Raw genomic sequence first — 18655 nt, 5'->3', positions numbered from 1 at the left:
GCCTAGCGCCCGGTCCTTGGGGCGGCTGGCGAATCCAGTTTGGGGAGTGGACCGGTTTGGAGCAGCTTCCGCAGCTGTCCGATGAGGAGTTCGAGCAGATCGAGGACGCCATCGCCCGTTCGGCGAAGGGCAGGGCGTTCCTGCGGCGGCTCCACCGGCGGTCCCTCGGGGCCGCGACGGAGGAAGTGCGCGCCATGCTCCAGGAGTTCCGCGACTCCTGGAACCGGCAGAACGAAGCGGTGGAGGCCGGCAAGCATGTCGGCGTCCTGCGCCGCGAGCTGATGGAAATGGCGGCGTCGATCGAACAGGCGCGGCGGGAGGTTGCGGCACTGCGGCCCCCCGACGGGTCGGGCGACAAGATCCTCTCCGCCACGAACGAACTCGATGCCATCGTCATCTCGACCGAACGCGCGTCCTTCGAAATCCTGAATGCGGCCGAACGGCTGATGGATTTGGCGGGCAAGCTGCGCGCGAGCGGGGCCGATCCGACGATGTGCGGCGAGATCGACACGCAGGTGAACGACATCTTCACCGCCTGTTCGTTCCAGGATCTGACCGGCCAGCGCACCAGCAAGGTGGTCAACGCGCTCCGCTACATCGAGCAGCGCGTCATGGCCATGATCAGCATCTGGGGCGAGGATGGGCTGGCCGGCATCGTCGTCAAGGAAGAGCAGACCGACAGCCGGCCGGACGCGCATCTGCTGAACGGTCCGCAGTTGGACGGCCACGGCGTCAGCCAGGCCGATGTCGACAGCATGTTCGACAGCCCGGTTGCCGCTCCGGCGCCCGCACCCGCGCCACCTCCGCCCCCGCCGCCGGCCCCGGCGAAGGCGAGCCAGGCCGACATCGACAGCATGTTCGACGCCCCGGCGCCTGCCGCCGCACCGGTACAGTCGAGCCAGGCGGACATCGACAGCATGTTCGACGCCCCGGCACCCGCCGCCGCGCCGGTAAAGGCGAGCCAGGCGGACATCGACAGCATGTTCGACGCCCCGGCGCCTGCCGCGGCACCGGTACAGGCGAGTCAGGCCGATATCGACAGCATGTTCGACAGCCCGGCTCCGGCGCCCGCCCCGGCGAAGAAGCCGGTGCCGAAGCCGCCCGGCGCGGCGCCGAAGGCCAAGGCCGCTTCCAAGCCTGCCGCACCGCCCCCGCCGCCCGCGGCGGCGGAGCCACCGGTGCCGCTCGATCAGGCTGCCATCGACGCTCTCTTCGGATAGGGCGGGGAAGCCGCGCCGGCATGTCCGGCCGATCTCTCCCCCCGTAGGTTTCCCCCGATTGACCCGCCCGGCAGGCCGATGGCCCCATGCGGCGCGGTCGACGGCTCAAGAACGCAGACCCGGTACGCAACCAGACATTCCACCACCCCATACATTCACCACCCAGGCCATAGGCGGCCGTTTCCGAGAGGCGGGACCGAGGATGAAGCAGATGACCAAGCCCTTCATGGCCGAGCTTCAGAAAGCCCGCAAGTCCGGGCACCCGTTCCAGGCCCTGATCGAAGACGGTGCCGCCGCAGCGGCGCTTCCGGTGCCGGCCCAGGTGGTCCAGGCCGACAACACCGAGGTGCTGCGCGCCATCGGCGACCTGGGCGCCAAGCTGGACCGCTTCCTGACCATGGACGCGGCGCAGATCGACCAGATCCAGGTCGAGATCGCCGACATCTCCGGCCGCATCAAGGCGACCAAGGTGGAGATGGCGGCCATCCGCCACCCGCTGGCCGGCGACGACAAGTTCCAGCAGGCCAGCCAGGAGCTGAGCGCCGTCGTCGCCGCGACGGAGGCCGCGACCAACACCATCATGGCCTGCGCCGAAGAGTTGGAAGAGGTGGTGTCGGAACTGAAGTCGTCCCTGCCGGAGGGCTATCACAACGACCGCGTCAACGACATGGTCGACGTCATCGTCCGCATCTACGAGGCCTGCAACTTCCAGGATCTGACCGGCCAGCGCATCACCAAGGTCGTCCGCGCCATGTCCTTCATCGAGGAGCGCGTCGACGCCATGATGGGCCTGTGGAACAAGCGCGAGTTCGAAGCGATGCCGCTGCCGCCGTCCGTCACCAAGAAGGACGAGAACCTCGACCTGCACGGCCCGGCCGAAGCCACCCCCGACAGCGGCAACATCAGTCAGGCCGACATCGACGCGCTGTTCGGGTAAGAAAATCAAAGCCCTTCTCCCACAAGGGGAGAGGGGCTTCTCAATATTTCGGCCCTCAAATCCGATTGCCCGGCCCACCCCCGCGTTACCGCTTGCGGCGCCCTCACCCCGGCGTGCTATACAGGGGCAACTTCGAAAGCGCCCAAGACGACGATGCTTCCTCGCCCGTACCGCCTGCCGCTGACGGCCATCCTTCTGTCCGCCGCCCTGACCGCCTGCTCCTCCACCAAGGAGGACGCGTATGTCGAACGTCCGGCCGACCAGCTTCTGTCGGAAGCCGACGCGGCGATGCGCGAGGAGGCCTTCAAGAAGGCCGCAAGGCTCTACGACGAGGTGGAGCGGCAGCATCCCTATTCGGATTCGGCCAGCAAGGCGCAGCTTCTTGCCGCCTATGCCCACTATCAGGATCTGAAGTACGACGACGCCATCCTGGCGCTCGACCGCTTCATCCAGCTTCATCCGGGCAGCCCGGATGTCGACTACGCCTATTACATGCGGGCGCTGTGCTATTACGAGCAGATCACCGACGTGCGCCGCGACCAGCGGATGACCCGGCAGGCGCTCGACGCCCTGTCGGAGGTGGTGCGCCGTTTCCCGGACAGCAAATACGCCCGCGACGCGAAGCTGAAGATCGACCTGACCAACGACCACCTTGCCGGCAAGGAAATGGAGGTCGGTCGCTTCTACCTGCGTCAGCATCAGTACACCGCCGCGATCAACCGCTTCCGCGTCGTCGTTGAAAACTACCAGACCACGTCCCATGTGGCGGAGGCGCTGCACCGGCTGGTGGAGTGCTATCTGGCGCTGGGCGTGACCGACGAGGCGAAGGCCGCCGCGGCCGTGCTTGGCCACAACTTCCCCGGCAGCGAATGGTACACGGACAGCTACGCACTGCTGGTGGACGCCAATCTGCGTCCCGAGCGAAACGAGAAGTCGTGGATCAGCAAAGCCTGGAACTCCCTGTTCTAGGACGCTCCATGCTCGTGTCGCTGACGATCCGGGACGTCGTCCTGATCGAGCGGCTGAGCCTGTCCTTCCGCAAGGGCCTGTGCGCCCTGACCGGCGAGACCGGCGCCGGCAAGTCGATCCTGCTCGACGCGCTGGGGCTTGCCCTCGGCGCTCGCGCGGATTCCGGGTTGGTGCGCCATGGCGCCGATCAGGCCACCGTCACCGCGGAATTCGAGCTGTCGGGCGACCACCCGGCCTTCGCCATCCTGAAGGAACAGGGGCTCGACGCCGATTCCGGTGACTCTGCCTCCGGTTACGGCTCGCTGGTGATCCGCCGCACCGTCAACACCGACGGCCGCAGCCGCGCCTGGGTCAACGACCAGCCGGTTGGCGTCGGACTGCTGAAGTCGCTTGGCGCCGAACTGGTCGAGGTCCATGGCCAGTTCGACACCCACGGCCTGCTGAACCCGCAGACCCACCGCGGCGTGCTGGACGCCTATGCCGGCCTGTCGGCGCAGGCGGCGCAGGTCGCCGCTGCCCACCGCGCCTGGAGGCAGGTCGAGGACGCGCGCCATTCCGCCGCCGCCGACATCGCCCGCGCCCGTTCCGAAGAGGAATATCTCCGCCACGCCGTGGCCGAGCTGGATGCGCTCTCCCCCAAGCCCGGCGAGGAGGAGGAGCTGTCGGAGACCCGCGCGGTGCTGATGCACCGGGAAAAGCTGGTCGACGGCATGAACGCCGCCTATGCGGAGCTTTCGGGCGACCGTGGCGTCGAACGGGCTCTGGCTTCGGCCATCCGCACGCTGAGCCGCATCGCCGACCGGGCCGGCGGCACGCTGGACCCGGTGATCGCCGCGCTCGATCGTGCCGCGACCGAGGCGGGGGAGGCCATCGCCGCCCTGCAGACCGCCTCCAGCAGTGTCGACATGGACCCGCGGGCGCTGGAAAAGCTGGAGGAGCGGCTGTTCGCGCTCCGCGCCGCCGCCCGCAAGCATGGCGTGGATGTCGACGCCCTGGCCGCCTTGCGCGAGGAGATGGCCGGACGCCTGCTGCTGATTGAGGATCAGGGCGACCTGCTGGCCAAGCTGGCGAAGGAGGCCGAGCAGGCCCGCGCCGCCTTCCACAAGGCCGCCGAGGCGCTGAGCGCCGCCCGCCGCGGGGCCGCCAGCCGGCTGGACGTCGCGGTCGCCGGCGAACTGGCGCCGCTGAAGATGGAAAAGGCCAAGTTCCGCACGCTGGTCGAGCCGCTCGACGAGTCGGAATGGAACGCGTCGGGCATCGACCGCATCGCCTTCCAGGTCGCGACCAACCCCGGCTCCCCGCCGGGTGCGCTGAACAAGATCGCGTCGGGCGGCGAACTGGCCCGCTTCATGCTGGCGCTGAAGGTGGTGCTGGCCCAGACCTCCACCGTCGGCACGCTGGTGTTCGACGAGGTGGATACCGGCATCGGCGGCGCCGTCGCCGCGGCGGTGGGCGAGCGGCTGGAAACGCTGGGCCATGGCTTGCAAGTTCTGGTCGTCACCCACAGCCCTCAGGTCGCGGCGCGCGGCGCCGTCCACCTGAAGGTCCAGAAGTCGCAGAAGGGCGAGCAGGTCACCACCGGCGTCGCCGAACTGGATGGCGACGAGCGGCGCGAGGAGATCGCCCGCATGCTGTCCGGCGCCACGGTCACCGCCGAAGCCCGTGCGGCGGCCGACAGCCTGATCGCCGGCCGCGGCTGATCCTCATTTTTCCAGCCGAAGCTTCCGCAAGCCGGGAATCCGCCGTCAGGCCTGGACTCCCGGCGCGCTTGCTTGCGCATCCTCCCCGTCATGCCGGCGAACCGTTGCGCGGCTCACGATCCGGAGTTGTGCGAGCGTGACGAGATATCTGAATCGTTCCTCGAAAAAATGACTATTCACTGGGCAGAAACAGACGCAGAACTCTTCAAAAATTATCCTATGTTAAGTTAATGCGCCTTAATAAGAACATAGGAATAGCCATTTTGGAGCGTTGCGGCGCTCCATTGTCCTGTCTAAATTGTTGTACACATCCCTTGGCAGGGCGTGACAAGCGCCACTGGTCTAGCTTCCGCTTGAGGTTGCGTTTGTCCGAAGTCTTTGCTCGATGAGCAGCCCTGTTCCTTCGGGGTCTGTCGACCTCACCGATTGCGACCGGGAACCCATCCACCAGCTGGGTCTGATCCAGCCGACCGGTTTCCTGATCGCCGTCACGGCCGATTGGATCGTCGTGCACGCGTCGGCCAACACCGCGCGCTGGCTGGGGGTGGTGGCCGAGGATCTGCTCGGCACGCCGCTGTCGCGCGTGATCAACGCGGACGCGCTGCACACCATCCGCGGGAGGTTGCAAGTCGCCCACATCAACGGCAGCGTCGAACGCGCCTTCGGTATCCAGCTTTCGGAAACCGCCCCGGTCTGCGACGTCGCCGTCCATCTCTCCGGTTCTTCCATCGTGATTGAGGCGGAACCCAGCGAGGGCGAGGGACCGCAGGATTCCGGGTCGCTGCTGCGCTCCATGATCGGGCGGGTCCAGAACACCCGCGGCTTCGACGCCTTCTGCCGCGAGGCGGCGCGCCAGATGCGGGCGCTGACCGGTTTCGACCGGGTAATGGTCTACCGTTTCGATGCCGACGGCGCGGGCGAGGTGATCGCGGAGTCGGCGGTGCACGGCATCGGCAGCTTCCTCGGCCAGCGCTATCCGGCCTCCGACATCCCGCAGCAGGCCCGGCGGCTGTACGAGCGCAGTTGGCTGCGCTGCATCGCCGACGTGAACGCGCCGCCGGTGCCGGTGATCCCGGCGCTCGACCCCACCGGCCAGCCGCTGGACCTGTCGCTCAGCCTGCTGCGCAGCGTCTCGCTGATCCATGTCGAATATCTGCGCAACATGGGGGTCGGGGCCTCGCTGTCGGTGTCGATCCTGCGGCACGGCAAGCTGTGGGGCCTGTTCGCCTGCCACCATCGGCAGGCCCGCTCGCTGTCCTTCGAACGGCGCACCACCGCCGAACTGTTCGGGCAGATGGTCTCGCTCCTGCTTGAAGGCCGGGAGCGCGAGCAGGAGGACCAGCGCGAGGCGCAGGTGCGCCGTGCCCATGTCCGCATCATGTCGATGCTGGCCGACAGCGAATCGCCGCTGGATAGCCTTGTCACCTTCGCCACCGAACTGCGCACGCTGATCCACTGCGACGGCTTCGCCTGCTGCATCGACGGCCAGCTGCAGATGGAAGGCGAGACGCCGACGCGGGAGGAGACGCAGGGCGTCATGCGCTTCCTGCACCGGACCCCGCCCAGCAAGGTGTATTTCACCGACCAGCTGGGGACGGTCCATCCGCCGGCCCGCGACTTCACCGAACGCGCCTGCGGTCTGCTCGCCATCCCGGTGTCGCGCACGCCGCGCGACTATCTGGTCTTCTTCCGCAAGGAACTGGTCCGCACCATCACCTGGGGCGGCGACCCGTCCAAGCCGGCGCAGTATGGCCCCAACGGTCCGCGCCTGACCCCACGCAAGAGCTTCGAGGCCTGGAAGGAGACCGTGCGCGGCCGGTCGCAGCCCTGGAGCGACCTGGACCAGCGCAGCGCCGAATCGCTGCGGGTGACTCTGCTGGAAGTGGTTCTGCGGTTGGCCGACGTGGCCGGCCGCACGCGCAAGGAGGCGACCGAGCGGCAGGAACTGCTGATCGCCGAACTGAACCACCGCGTCCGCAACATCCTCAGCCTTGTCCGCGCGCTGGTGCGCCAGAGCGAGAGCGGGGCGGAAACGGTGCAGCAGTTCGCCGCCATCGTCGCCGGTCGCATCGAGGCGCTGGCCCGCGCCCATGACCAGATCACCGCCGACAATTGGGGGCCGGCTGCGCTGCGCTCGCTGATCGCCGCGGAGATCGGTGCCTACCTGTCGACCAAGAGCGAGCGGGTGCGGCTGACCGGTCCCGACGTTCTGCTGGCGCCCCAGGCATTTTCCGTCTTCGCGCTGGTGGTGCATGAACTGACGACCAATTCCGCCAAATACGGCGCGCTCAGCGACGGCGGCGGCTGGGTCGAGGCCGACTGGTCGATCGACCAGGGCGGGCGGCTGCTGATCGACTGGCAGGAGAACGGCGGTCCGCCGGTCCGCGCACCGACCCGCACCGGTTTCGGCACCACGGTGATCGAGCGCTCCGTCCCCCACGACCTGCAGGGCGAGGCCGAGGTGACCTACGTGCTGTCCGGCCTGCGGGCGCGCTTCATGATCCCGGCCCAGTATGTGACCGTCGCCGACAGCCTGCCGGACGGCGGCCGGAACGGCCTGCCGGTGCCGGCGGCGGATTTCTCCATCGACGGTCCGGTGCTGCTGCTGGAAGACAACATGATCATCGCCATGGCGACGGAGGACGTGCTGCTGAGTTTCGGTGCCAGCCGCGTCAACACCGCCGCCGGCGTCCGCCATGCCCTGCGCCTGCTCGACGACGATCCGCCGGTGGTCGGGGTGCTTGACATCAACCTCGGCAACGAGACCTCGGTGGCTGTGGCCGACCGGCTGCGGGAATTGGGCATCCCCTTCGTGTTTGCGACCGGATATGGCGAGTCCGCCGCGGTGCCGGAGCGGTTTGCGGATGTGCCGGTGCTCAAGAAGCCCTATGGGTCGGATCAGGTGGTGCAGGTGCTGGCGTCGGTGATGGGGTAGGGGAGAGGTAGGATAGGCGTCGGCTGACGAATGCCCCCTCCCTAACCCTCCCCCTCTTCGAGGGAGAGGGAACTCCGCCGCCCTTGCACTTAGCTCCCTCTCCCGCGGAACGCGGGGGAGGGTTGGGGAGGGGGCATTCGAAGCCTACCCCTTAACGGCCGCATACCGCGCGAACAGCGCCACGCTGACCGCCACGGTGGCGTTCAGCGACTCCACCGCGCCCGTCGTCGGCACCGACAGCCGCGTCGCCGGGCAGTCCGCCGGCACGCCCTGGCCTTCCTCGCCCAGGATCAGCCTCATGTCCGCCGGCCAGTCGAAGCGGGTCAAATCCTCGCCGCCGCCGTCCAGCGCATAGAGCGGCCCCGCCGCCTCGTTGACCGCGCTCCAGCGCGGGCCGCGCAGCAGGGTCAGCGCGAACTGCGCGTTGGACGCCGCGCGCAGGCATTTGGGGTGGAAGGGATGGGCCGCGCCCTCCAGCAGCACGATCCGGGACACGCCGAAGGAGACTGCGCTGCGCAGCAGCGCGCCCAGGTTGCTTGGATCGCCCAGCGCGCACAGAAGCTCCAAGCCCTGCGGCGGCTGCGACAGGTCGATGGCCGGCATCTTCGGCACCGCGCCGACCAGCAGCGGGAATCCGGTGCCCGACACGTCCAGCGTCCGGAACAGGGATGGTGCGAGTTGCACAGGCTCCACCCCCGGCGGCAGGCGCCAGGACGATATCTGCGCCGGGTCGGTGAACAGGATGCGCTCGAACCGCTCGGGATGCTGGCGCAGCGCCTCCGGCACCGTCTTCAGCCCGGCCAGCAGGAACTTGCTGTTCTTCTTCAGCCCGCGGCTTTCCAGCGCCGATTCCCACAGCTTGAACTGCGGGTTCTGCGGGCTTTCGATCAGCAGGGGCGGGCGGGTCATGGCAACGGACTTTCCGGCAGGGATATGCCCCTGCCTAGCACAGCCGTGCCCCCAAAGTCAGGAGCCGAAGTCAGGTCTTCAGGTTCCGGCCCATGACCGGCCCAGGAACAGCAGCGGCCCGCGCTGGCAGGCGTCGGTGAAGCCGGCGCGCCGGTAGAACCCCACATTGCGGGCGAAGACGGCGGTGACCAGATGCACGCCGGGCAGGCCGTCGGCCCGGCAATCCTCGGCGAAGCGGTCGACCAGCCGGCGCCCCAGCCCGTGCTCCCGCCATCCCGGTCGGACATTCACATGGAAATGGGCGGGGTAGGCGGCGAAATGGTCGGAAAAGACCTCGTATTTCGGAATGCGGCGGGCAAGTTCGGGCGTGCCCGCACTGTCCTTGCAGCCGGTGAGGTAGCCCACCACCAGCCCGTCCGCCGTCACGGCCATCCAGATGTCCCGCGGCGCATTATCCACGTACCAGCCGGTCCAGGTGGCGAGGAAGGCGGCGCGCTCGGCATCCGACGCGAACTCCGTCCGGGTGGTGGAGGCGAAGAAGATCTCCTCCAGCGCCGCCAGCGCCCCATCCCGGTCGGGCAGGGCGGTCAGCCGTTCCAGCCGGATGTCGCCACCCACCGTCATCGCTTCCGCCGTCCTCACTTCCGCTGGGCGGTCTCGACCGACAGGTTGCGCGGCGCCAGCATGGTGTAGCGGCCGCGCGCCTTCATCACGCCGGCCCCTTCCTCCGCCTGGGCCCCGTGGCCCCAGAACAGGTCGCCGCGCACCGGACCCTTGATGGCGCCGCCGGTGTCCTGCGCCATCACCAGCCGGTTGATGGCACCGCCCGGCACCGGGGCATCGCGCACCTCAAGCCAAAGCGGCACGCCCAGCGGGATATGCTCGGCATCCACCGCAAGGCTGCGGCCGGGCGTCAGCTCCATGTTGCGGGCGCCGCGGGCGCCGACCTCGGACTTCACCTTGAAGAAGACGTAGGAGGGGTTGAGGTTCATCACCCGCTGTGCCTCGGCCGGATGGTCCTTCAGCCAACGGCGGATCGTCTGCAAGGACATCTGTTCCGGCGTGGCGTCGCCGCGGTCGATGATATGGCGGCCGATCGGGTAATAGCTGTGACCGTTCTGGCCGCCATAATGGATGCCGACCACCGACCCGTCGGCCATGATCGCCCGGCCGGAGCCCTGGATTTCCAGGAAGAAGGCGTCGACCGGGTCGTCCACCCACATCAGCTCCAGCCCCTTCCCCTTCAGCGCCCCGGCTTCGATCCGGGCACGGGTGGGCAGGCCCTTCTTGCCGCGCGGCGGCATGCGATAGAGCGGGACGTTGTAGCGCTCGGTGCGCGTCCAACTGCCGCGAAGCTCGATCTCGTAATAGCCGGTGAACAGGCCGTCCTCGCCGTTGGCGACATCGCGCGGGGCGAAGAAGGCCTCGAAGAAGCGGCGGGCTGCCTCGCTGTCGCCGGGGGGCAAATCGCGGGCGGCGGCGCAGATGGCGCGCCAGTCGTCGGTGGTGCCGGCGGCGCGCAACTGCCCCAGCGGCTTGCCCGGCGGCTGGTTCTTCACCCAGCCGCAGGTGCGCTGGACCGCGGGAACCGCCTGAGCATGGTCGTCGTCGATCCAGCCGGCGAGATGGCGGAAATCGGGCGCCACCTGATCCAGCGTCGGGCGCTGTGCCGTCGGGCGCTGGCCCTCGACCATCGGAGTGGTGCCGGCGCAGGCCGCCAGCGTCGCCAGAAGGCCCGCGACCAGCGACAGCCTTCCGGCCCGCTTCAAGACACGCGCACACGCCACCCCAGCCGCAGCCGCCATCGCGCAACTCCGCCGTAAAAATCCGTCATGTCGGTCGAAGACCTCGCCGCCTGCCGGCCAAGGGCCGGTCCGGTCACGCGAAGGTCACATCACCCGATCGTTTGTGCCGGTGGTTACCCCGAGTCGTCAATCCCCAACCTGCACTTTCGGATAGGTCGCGGCCGGTTGTCACGGGGAGCGGCATCCCCGAGTCGCGGTCTGGGCAGCCGCGCGGCGGCGAAGCGTGACAGCGCGCGGCAAACGCGGTATCGACAGCCCATACGCGAAGGACCGCCCGAAATCCGGATCATCGACCCGGAACATGCCGGCCCCGGTCCTGTTCGCCGCCATGAGACACCCCAAGGGACCAGACGCCATGACACCCGCCGCCCGCCTCCAGGCGGTCATCGATCTGCTGACCGAGATCGACGAGACCCCTCGCCCCGCCGACGCGGTGATGAGCGCCTATTTCCGCAACCGCCGTTACATCGGGTCGAAGGACCGCACCGCCGTCGCCCAGATGGCCTACGCGATCCTGCGTCGCCATGCGCGGCTCGGCTGGTGGATCGAGCGCGGCGGCTACGAGCGTCCTACCCCGCGCGCCCGCGTGCTGGCCTATCTGCTGCTGGAAGAGAACCGCAACGCCGGCGTGGTGCTGGAGATGTTCAGCGGCGGCAAGTTCGCCCCCGCCCGCCTGACCGACGACGAACTGGCGATGGTCGGCAAGCTGGAAAGCCACACGATGGACCACCCCGACATGCCGGAAACGGTGCGGGTGGAGTGTCCGGAGTGGGCGGAAGCGGCGATGCGCGCCTCGCTCGGCGACCGGTTCGGGGTGGAGATGGAGAAGCTGCTGGAGGCGGCGCCGCTCGACCTCCGCATCAACCCGCTGAAGGCGAACCAGCAGAGCGCGATCAAGGCGCTGGCCAAGGCGCAGATCACGGCGGAGACCACCCACTGGTCCCCGTTGGGCCTGCGGGTGAAGGGCAGGCCGCCGCTGGGCAGCGTCGATGCCTTCAAGGACGGTCTGGTCGAGATCCAGGACGAAGGCTCGCAGCTGGTGGCGCTGGCCGTTGCGCCGAAGCCCGGCCATCAGGTGGTCGATTTCTGCGCCGGGGCCGGCGGCAAGACGCTGGCCATCGCCGCGCTGATGAAGAACAAGGGCCGCGTCGTCGCCTGCGACGTGCTGGACAAGCGCCTGAAGCGCGCCGCCGAGCGGTTCCGCCGCGCCGGCCTGCACAACATCGAAGCGCATCCGCTGACCAGCGAGCGCGACCCCTGGGTGAAGCGCCACAAGCGCAAGTTCGACCGCGTGCTGGTCGACGCTCCCTGCTCCGGCACCGGCACCTGGCGCCGCAACCCGGATGCCCGCTGGCGCCAGTTGGGGCCGGGGCTGGAGCAGCTGCTGCCGCTGCAGGCCAACATCCTGGACAGCGCCGCGCGTCTGGTGAAGCCGGGCGGGCGGCTGATCTATGCCACCTGCTCCATGCTGCATGACGAGAACGAGGCGCAGGTCGAAGCCTTCCTGCAGACCCACCACGACTTCATCGTCAAGCCGGTCGCCGAGGTGTGGGCGGAGGAAGAGGCCGGCGCCCCGCCGGTCGAGGGTCCGTACCTGCGTCTGACGCCCGCCCGCCACGACACCGACGGCTTCTTCGCCGCCGTGCTGGAACGCCGCGCGGAAGAGAGCGTGTCGGAGGAGAGCGTGTCCGACGTCGGTCTGGAGCAGGGCGAGGTCGATCCGGTCGAACTGGGCAAGGCGATCGATGCGTGAGTGATTGGGGGGAGCAGTCGGCTTCGATTGCCCCCTCCCTAACCCTCCCCCGCCCTCGGTCGGCCGAAGGCCGATCCGATCGCGGGAGAGGGGACTGCCGCAGCATCGCGAATCCACCCTCTCCCGCGAAGCGGGGGAGGGAGGGACCCGCGAAGCGGGAGGGAGGGGGCATCTCGTCGCCAACTCCCCCCGCCCTTGACAGCCGGGGTGGCGCGCTCCTTATCGGTGGGGTAGGCTTTCCGCCGCTGAATTCGTCCGGGCATATCCGCCCCACCTCCCAAGAGGACCAGATGAAGTTCTCCTTCGCCAAGCCGTCCCTGCCTGCTGCCGGCGTGCTCGCCGTGACCGTCGCCGCCGATCGCGGCCTCGGCCCGATCGGGCGCGAGCTCGATCAGAAGACCGGCGGGGCGCTGGCCCGCGCCATGGCCGCCGCCCGCTTCAACGGCAAGAAGGACGAGACGCTGACGCTCCTCGCCCCGGCCGGGACCGAGTTGGATCGCATCCTGCTGGTCGGCCTCGGCAAGGGTGCCGATCTGAGCGACCTGATCCTGCAGTCCGCCGGCGGCGCCATCGCCGTGGCGCTGGACAAGGCCACCGAGGAGGCGGCGCTGCTGGTCGAGCTGCCGGACGGCGCCACGCAATCGCCCGCCGCCGCGGCGGCCGAGATCGCCTTCGGTGCGCAGCTGCGTTCTTACAAGTTCGACAAGTACCGGACCAACGACCGGAAGGCCGACAAGAAGGAGCCGAAGCCCAGCCTGCGCAAGCTGACGCTGCTGGTCGAGGACGAGGGTGCGGCCAAGGCCGCCTTCAAGAAGCTGGACACGCTGGCCGACGCCATCCGCTTCACCCGCGATCTGGTGTCGGAGCCGGCCAACGTCATCTATCCGGAAAGCCTCGCCGAGAAGACCCGCGAACTGGAGCAGTTCGGCGTCGAGGTCGAGATCCTCGACCAGAAGCGGCTGCGCAAGATCGGCATGGGCGCGCTGCTGGGCGTGGCGCAAGGCAGCGCCTTCGAGCCGCGCGTGGTCGTCATGCGCTGGAACGGCAATCCGGAGGCCGACGACAAGCGTCCGGTCGCCTTCATCGGCAAGGGCGTGACCTTCGACAGCGGCGGCATCTCGATCAAGGGTGCGGCCGGCATGGAAGACATGAAGTGGGACATGGGCGGCTCCGCCACCGTGATCGGCACCATGTACGCGCTGGCCGCCCGCAAGGCGAAGGTCAATGCCATCGGCATCGTCGGTCTTGTTGAGAACATGCCGTCGGGCACGGCGCAGCGTCCGGGCGACATCGTCACCTCGCTGTCGGGCCAGACCATCGAGGTCATCAACACCGACGCCGAAGGCCGTCTGGTGCTGGCCGACTGTCTGTGGTACGCGCAGGACGTCTACAAGCCCAAGCTGATGATCGATCTCGCCACCCTGACCGGCGCCGTCATCGTGGCGCTGGGCCACGAGCATGCCGGCCTGTTCGCCAACGACGACGACCTCGCCATGAACCTGACGGCCGCCGGCCTGAAGGTAGGCCAGCCGGTGTGGCGCATGCCGCTGGGCGATGGCTACGACAAGGAGATCGAATCGCCGGCCGCCGACATGAAGAACACCGGGTCGGGCGGCGGCGCCGGCAGCATCGTCGGGGCGCAGTTCCTGAAGCGCTTCGTCAACGACGTGCCGTGGGCACACATCGACATCGCCGGTGTCGCTTGGGCGAAGAAGGACAGCGCCACGGTGCCGAAGGGCGCCTCCGCCTTCGGCGTGCGCCTGCTCGACCGCTTCGTGGCGGACTTCCACGAGGCTTGATGGCAGAGGCTTGATGTGTGCGTGAAGGAGCCATGACCGAAGTCCGCTTCTACCACCTGCAACGGCGCACGATGGAACAGGCGCTGCCCAAGATCCTGGAAAAGGTTCTTGAGCGGAACTGGCGCGCCGTCGTGCTCGCCGGTTCGCCGGAGCGGGTGGACATGCTGAACCAGCATCTGTGGACCTACGATCCCGGCTCCTTCCTGCCGCACGGGGCGGCGCGCGACGGCTTCGCCGAAAAGCAGCCGGTGTGGCTGACCGATGCCGACGAGAACCCGAACGGCGCCACCGTGCTGGTCACGGTGGACGGCTGTGTCAGCGACCGGATGGACAGCTTCGAGCTTGTCTGCGACCTGTTCGACGGCAACGACGACGAGGCGGTGCTTGCCGCCCGCCAGCGCTGGAAGGCCTGCAAGGCGGCCGGCCACGCCCTGACCTATTGGCAGCAGAACGAGCGCGGCGGCTGGGAAAAGCGCGCCTGAGCAGGCCGATCCCGCAGGCCGCCTTTCCTGATCATTTCGATTGCATTTGATCCGTTCAGAGGCAAATCTAACTGCCCGTGTGGATGGTCAAAGGTACAAGCTCCCAATGAACAGGAGCCAGTTCGACCCGGCGCTCGCCCAGCAGGTCAGGGACGCCAGCATCCTGATCGTGGACGACAACCAGTCCAACGTCGACCTGCTGCGCGAAATCCTGAGCCATGACGGCTACACCCGCGTTCTCGGCGAGACCGATCCGCGCAAGGTGCCGGACCTCTGCACGGTCGAGCCGTTCGACCTGCTGCTGATCGACATCCGCATGCCGCACATGAGCGGCTTCGAACTGATGGAGCGGCTGAAGCCGGTCTTCGGCGACGATTACGTGCCGGTGCTGGTGCTGACCGCCCAGACCGACCAGGAAACCCGGCGCAAGTCGCTGGAATTGGGTGCCAACGATTTCCTGACCAAGCCCTTCATCGCCTGGGAACTGCTGCACCGCGTCCGCAACATGGTGGAGATCCGCAAGCTCTACCGGCGCGCCGCGGAGCAGAACCGCGAACTCGAACGCCGGGTGTCGGAGCGCACGGCCGAACTGTCGGACGCGCTGGAGGCGGCGCGCAAGGCGGATCGCGCCAAGCTGGATTTCCTGGCGGTGGTGAGCCACGAGCTGCGCACGCCGCTGAACTCCATCATCGGCTTCGCCGACGTGCTGGCGGGGGAGGGGATGGGCAAGCTGGGCCACCCCGACTATCTGGAATATGTGAAGCTGATCGAGGACAGCGGCCGGTCGCTGCTGACCATGGTCAACAACATCCTGGACTACACGCGGGGCTCGACCGGCTCGATCGAAATCCAGGAGAGCGACGTCGACATCCCCCAACTGCTGTCAGGTTGCGCCGACCTGCTGTCGCCGAAGGCTTCGGCCAAGCGGCTGGCGGTGACGGTGCAGCCCTGCCCGGCCTTCCGCATGCGGATCGACCGCCGCCGGCTGCGCGAGATGGTGCTGAACCTGCTGGACAATGCGGTGAAGTTCACCCAGTCCGGCGGCCATGTGGCGCTGGCGGTGGAGGACCGCGACAATTTCGTCGGGCTGACCGTGCGCGACGACGGTCCGGGCATTCCGGCCGAGTTGATGGGCCGCATCTTCAACCCCTTCACCCAGGCCGAACGCTCGCTGGTCCGCCAGCATGAGGGGGTGGGGCTGGGCCTGCCCATCGTCCGCCGCTTCGCCGAACTGCATGGCGGCGGCGTGGAGGTGGACAGCGCACCGGGCCGGGGGACGGCGGTGACGATCCTGCTGCCGAAGGAGCGCTTGCTGGGGGGATGAGGGGTGTAGGAGCCTGCCCCCTCCCTAACCCTCCCCCGCTCTCGCGGGAGAGGGGACTGCTGCTGAACTCCCGCAAAGCTCCTGCCCCCTCTCCCACCGAAGGTGGGGGAGGGATGGGGAGGGGGCATCACCCCCTCAATGAAAGGTGAACATCTCCGGCGCCGCGCCGATGCGCGCGACCAGCCCGCCGCCGGGCGGCACCGGGCGCCACTGGTCGCGCTGGGAATCAACCGGCTCCGACACCACGATCAGGCCGTTGTCGCCGCGCCGCCAGTAGAGGCTGGGCGGCTTGTCGTCCGACGCCCAGCGCACGGCCCACACCCGGTCGCCGTCGGTCCATGTCGCGGTGAATCGCAGGGGAGACGTGATGCCCAGCGCCAGCATCTCGTCGCGGATGGCGTGCAGGACGCGCTGGAAGGCGCCGACCGAATCCCGCTCCAATCCCTGGCCGAGCGCGGCGAGGAAGATCGCCTCGCTGTCGGTGGTGCCGGTGCGGGCGCCGTACAGCTCGTCCGGGATCATCGCCTCCACCTTGCGGCGCAGGCGGGGCCAGTCGCCGACCTGCCCATTGTGCATGAACAGGAAACGCCCGGCCTTGAAAGGATGGCAGTTGGCCCGGCTGACCGCGGTGCCGGTGGCCGCACGGACATGGGCGAAGAACAGGTGGGAGCGGACATGGCTGCAGATCGACTGCAGGTTCTCGTCCGACCAGGCCGGGCGGATCTCGCAGTAACGGCCGGGCTCGGTCCGCTCGCTGTACCAGCCGACACCGAAGCCGTCACCGTTGGTCTCGGTCTTCGCCTCCGCGGCGTGCATCGACTGTTCGATCAGGGAATGGCAGGGCGTGCAGACCAGCGTTTCCAGGAACACAGGTTCGCCGCAATAGGCAAGGAACCGACACATCGACCGACGCACCATGGCAGCCGCGACAGGAGCTGCGTCAATTTGACCCGATGCGGGGTGTGAAACAAGGGGGCGGAGTCACGGAACCGTCATGCCGCCCGCCGGGTGTTGCATTTCCGCCGGTTCGGCGCGGGCGTGCCCCGCTTTTGTCACCACACGACCCTGGGCAGGGCCGCGACGCGCAACGGGCCGACGAACAGGGCGCGGTCCTGCACGGTGACGGGAGCGGTGACCACCGGCTCGCCGTTCGGGCCGGTCGGGCGGGCCAGCATGGTCAGGACGGTGCGGGCGATGGCGGCCTCGTTCGGGCGCATCATCGGCTTCACCGCGTCGAGGATGGCGGGGGCGCCGCGGATCTCGGCGGTCAGCGCCGCCTGCGGCTGCAACTGCGCGTCCAGCGCCAGCGTGCCCGACAGCACCGCACCCAGCGGTCCCCAGTCCAGCGCCAGCCGGTCCACCTCCACCGTGCCACCGTCGCGGCTCCAGGCCGACAGGCTCGCTGGTTCGGGGCGGGGCGGGGTGCCCATGACGCGCAGGGTCAACTCCGTCCGCTTCACCTCGCGGCCCAGCGTCGGCACCATGCCGTCGGGCAGGGTGAGGCCGTCGGCGGACAGGGTCAGGGTCAGGCCGGCGGTCGTGCGTTCAGCCGGCGGCTGGTCCGGCTGGGCGGCGCCGACGTCCAATGCCGCGACCGGCACGGCCTGTCCGGCGACCTGCGCGGTCAGGCCGGTGAAGCGCAGGGCCAGACGCTCCAGCGTGCCCGACATCCGCATGGTCAGGTCGCCGCTGCCGCCCTGCGGGGCCAGGATGTCGATCGGCGGCTGGCCGGGCTGCACCACCGACAGGCGCTGTTCGCCGGAGAAGGTCAGGGCGATCCGGGTGGGGTTCCAGGGAGCCGCCTCCGCCACCAGGCGCGCGCCCTGCCATTCGGCGCCGCGGGTGGCCAGATGCGGCTTGTCCAACTCCGCCCGCAGGGCGAAGGGGAAGCCGGCGACGGTCAGGCCGCCATGCTCCACCACCGCCCCGCTGTCGCGCTGTGCGGCGACCCAATCCTCCAGGCCGCCGCGCACGGCACGAGCCGCCTGCCACCACCACAGGGTATAGACGACGGCCGGCAGCAGCAGGACCATCAGCACGAGGATCGAAGCGATCCTGCGCCCGGTCAGCAGGCGGCGCGGCGCGGAAGTGGTGGGGGTGGGTCGCATCGGTGGCATGTCCGTTCCATCTCCGTACCCTTATAGCGACCCCGGAAGGCGCATGCTAGGTTTGGGCATCGCCGATTCGCTTCCGGACACGCTTCATTCTCCATGGCTCCCGATCAGCAGCTTCCGCGTCCCGCCTGGTCCGCCGACATCGCGGTCGAATCCGGCAGCGACCTCTGGGTGTTCGGCTATGGCTCCCTGATGTGGAATCCCGGCTTTCCCTTTGCCGAGCGGCATGCGGCGACGCTGCCGGGCTATCACCGCAGCTTCTGCGTCGCCTCCCACCGCTACCGGGGCACGCCGGAGCGGCCGGGTCTGGTGCTGGGGCTCGACCGTGGCGGCTCCTGCCGCGGCATCGTCTTCCGGGTGGCGGCGGCGGACGTGCCCGCGGCGCTCGACTATCTGTGGGAGCGGGAGATGGACAACCGCGTCTATCTGCCGAAGATGCTGCAGGTGCGCCTGCGCGGTGGCCGCTCGGCCGAGGGGCTGGAGACTGTGCGCGCCTGCTGCTTCGTCGTCGACCGCAGCCATCCCCAATATTGCCGGGGCATGGACGAGGCTGCGGTTGTTTGTCGCATCGCGGACTGCTGCGGCCAGCGCGGACCGAACATCGATTACCTCGCGAACACAGTCCGACATCTGGACGAACTGGGGATCCGCGATGAAAGGTTGTCAAAGTTGTATGATTTGGTGAGGCACTATCCGGGTTGACCTATG

At 68.6% G+C, this 18655-nt stretch carries 15 protein-coding genes; 10 read left to right on the top strand and 5 right to left on the bottom strand.

The annotated features are described in order from the left end of the window. Nucleotides 1-56: 56 nt before the first annotated feature. The 5 genes from VD964_RS06245 to VD964_RS06225 all read left to right on the top strand — a co-directional run bounded on the left by VD964_RS06245 (nt 57) and on the right by VD964_RS06225 (nt 7761). Entirely contained in the window at nt 57-1220 is a 1164-nt protein-coding gene (locus VD964_RS06245; RefSeq protein ID WP_324866668.1) for a protein phosphatase CheZ, read from the top strand. Between the two features lie 211 nt (nt 1221-1431). Further along, a complete protein-coding gene (locus VD964_RS06240; protein ID WP_324866666.1) occupies nt 1432-2157 on the top strand; it encodes a protein phosphatase CheZ in 726 nt (241 codons plus the stop codon). A gap of 153 nt (nt 2158-2310) precedes the next feature. Beyond that, nucleotides 2311-3126, top strand: coding sequence for an outer membrane protein assembly factor BamD (locus tag VD964_RS06235; protein WP_310112830.1), 816 nt, complete (start codon nt 2311-2313; stop codon nt 3124-3126). 8 nt (nt 3127-3134) lie between these two features. Beyond that, on the top strand, nt 3135-4826 hold the full coding sequence (recN, locus tag VD964_RS06230) for a DNA repair protein RecN (protein ID WP_324866663.1): 1692 nt from the start codon (nt 3135-3137) through the stop codon (nt 4824-4826). A 385-nt stretch (nt 4827-5211) separates the two neighbouring features. Beyond that, nucleotides 5212-7761 carry an HWE histidine kinase domain-containing protein gene (locus tag VD964_RS06225; RefSeq protein WP_324866661.1) on the top strand — a complete coding sequence of 850 codons (2550 nt, stop codon included), beginning with the start codon at nt 5212-5214 and terminating at the stop codon, nt 7759-7761. Between the two features lie 144 nt (nt 7762-7905). Here VD964_RS06225 and VD964_RS06220 read toward each other — a convergent pair whose 3' ends face one another. The 3 genes from VD964_RS06220 to VD964_RS06210 all read right to left on the bottom strand — a co-directional run bounded on the left by VD964_RS06220 (nt 7906) and on the right by VD964_RS06210 (nt 10475). Then, nucleotides 7906-8670, bottom strand: coding sequence for an RNA methyltransferase (locus tag VD964_RS06220; RefSeq protein WP_324866659.1), 765 nt, complete (start codon nt 8668-8670; stop codon nt 7906-7908). Between the two features lie 78 nt (nt 8671-8748). Further along, nucleotides 8749-9294: a GNAT family N-acetyltransferase gene (locus tag VD964_RS06215; protein WP_324866657.1), complete on the bottom strand. Its 546-nt coding sequence runs from the start codon at nt 9292-9294 to the stop codon at nt 8749-8751. Nucleotides 9295-9308: 14 nt separating this feature from the next. Further along, nucleotides 9309-10475 carry a murein transglycosylase A gene (locus VD964_RS06210; protein WP_324866655.1) on the bottom strand — a complete coding sequence of 389 codons (1167 nt, stop codon included), beginning with the start codon at nt 10473-10475 and terminating at the stop codon, nt 9309-9311. A 355-nt stretch (nt 10476-10830) separates the two neighbouring features. On the opposite strand from VD964_RS06210, the gene VD964_RS06205 reads away from it, so the two are divergent. The 4 genes from VD964_RS06205 (at nt 10831) to VD964_RS06190 (ending at nt 15833) form a co-directional block, all read left to right on the top strand. Next, nucleotides 10831-12228, top strand: coding sequence for an RsmB/NOP family class I SAM-dependent RNA methyltransferase (locus VD964_RS06205; RefSeq protein ID WP_324866653.1), 1398 nt, complete (start codon nt 10831-10833; stop codon nt 12226-12228). A 290-nt stretch (nt 12229-12518) separates the two neighbouring features. After that, complete coding sequence (locus VD964_RS06200) at nt 12519-14027, top strand: leucyl aminopeptidase (protein WP_324866651.1); 1509 nt, start codon at nt 12519-12521, stop codon at nt 14025-14027. A gap of 32 nt (nt 14028-14059) precedes the next feature. After that, a complete protein-coding gene (locus VD964_RS06195) occupies nt 14060-14509 on the top strand; it encodes a DNA polymerase III subunit chi (protein WP_324866649.1) in 450 nt (149 codons plus the stop codon). A gap of 106 nt (nt 14510-14615) precedes the next feature. Next, nucleotides 14616-15833 (top strand): ATP-binding protein, encoded by a 1218-nt coding sequence (locus VD964_RS06190; protein WP_324866647.1) that lies wholly within the window; start codon nt 14616-14618, stop codon nt 15831-15833. 135 nt (nt 15834-15968) lie between these two features. Here the strand turns inward: VD964_RS06190 and VD964_RS06185 are convergent, their stop codons facing one another. Continuing rightward, nucleotides 15969-16736: a class II glutamine amidotransferase gene (locus VD964_RS06185; protein WP_324866645.1), complete on the bottom strand. Its 768-nt coding sequence runs from the start codon at nt 16734-16736 to the stop codon at nt 15969-15971. Between the two features lie 149 nt (nt 16737-16885). Continuing rightward, a complete protein-coding gene (locus VD964_RS06180; RefSeq protein ID WP_324866643.1) occupies nt 16886-17941 on the bottom strand; it encodes a DUF2125 domain-containing protein in 1056 nt (351 codons plus the stop codon). A 102-nt stretch (nt 17942-18043) separates the two neighbouring features. Between VD964_RS06180 and VD964_RS06175 the strand changes: the two genes are divergently transcribed. Next, nucleotides 18044-18649: a gamma-glutamylcyclotransferase gene (locus VD964_RS06175; RefSeq protein WP_324866641.1), complete on the top strand. Its 606-nt coding sequence runs from the start codon at nt 18044-18046 to the stop codon at nt 18647-18649. The last annotated feature ends 6 nt before the right edge of the window (nt 18650-18655 follow it).

It is taken from the genome of Azospirillum sp. (assembly GCF_035628975.1).
Taxonomy (GTDB): domain Bacteria; phylum Pseudomonadota; class Alphaproteobacteria; order Azospirillales; family Azospirillaceae; genus Azospirillum.
Note: the sequence above shows the minus strand (reverse complement) of the source record. Positions and strands in the feature narration are given on the sequence as shown.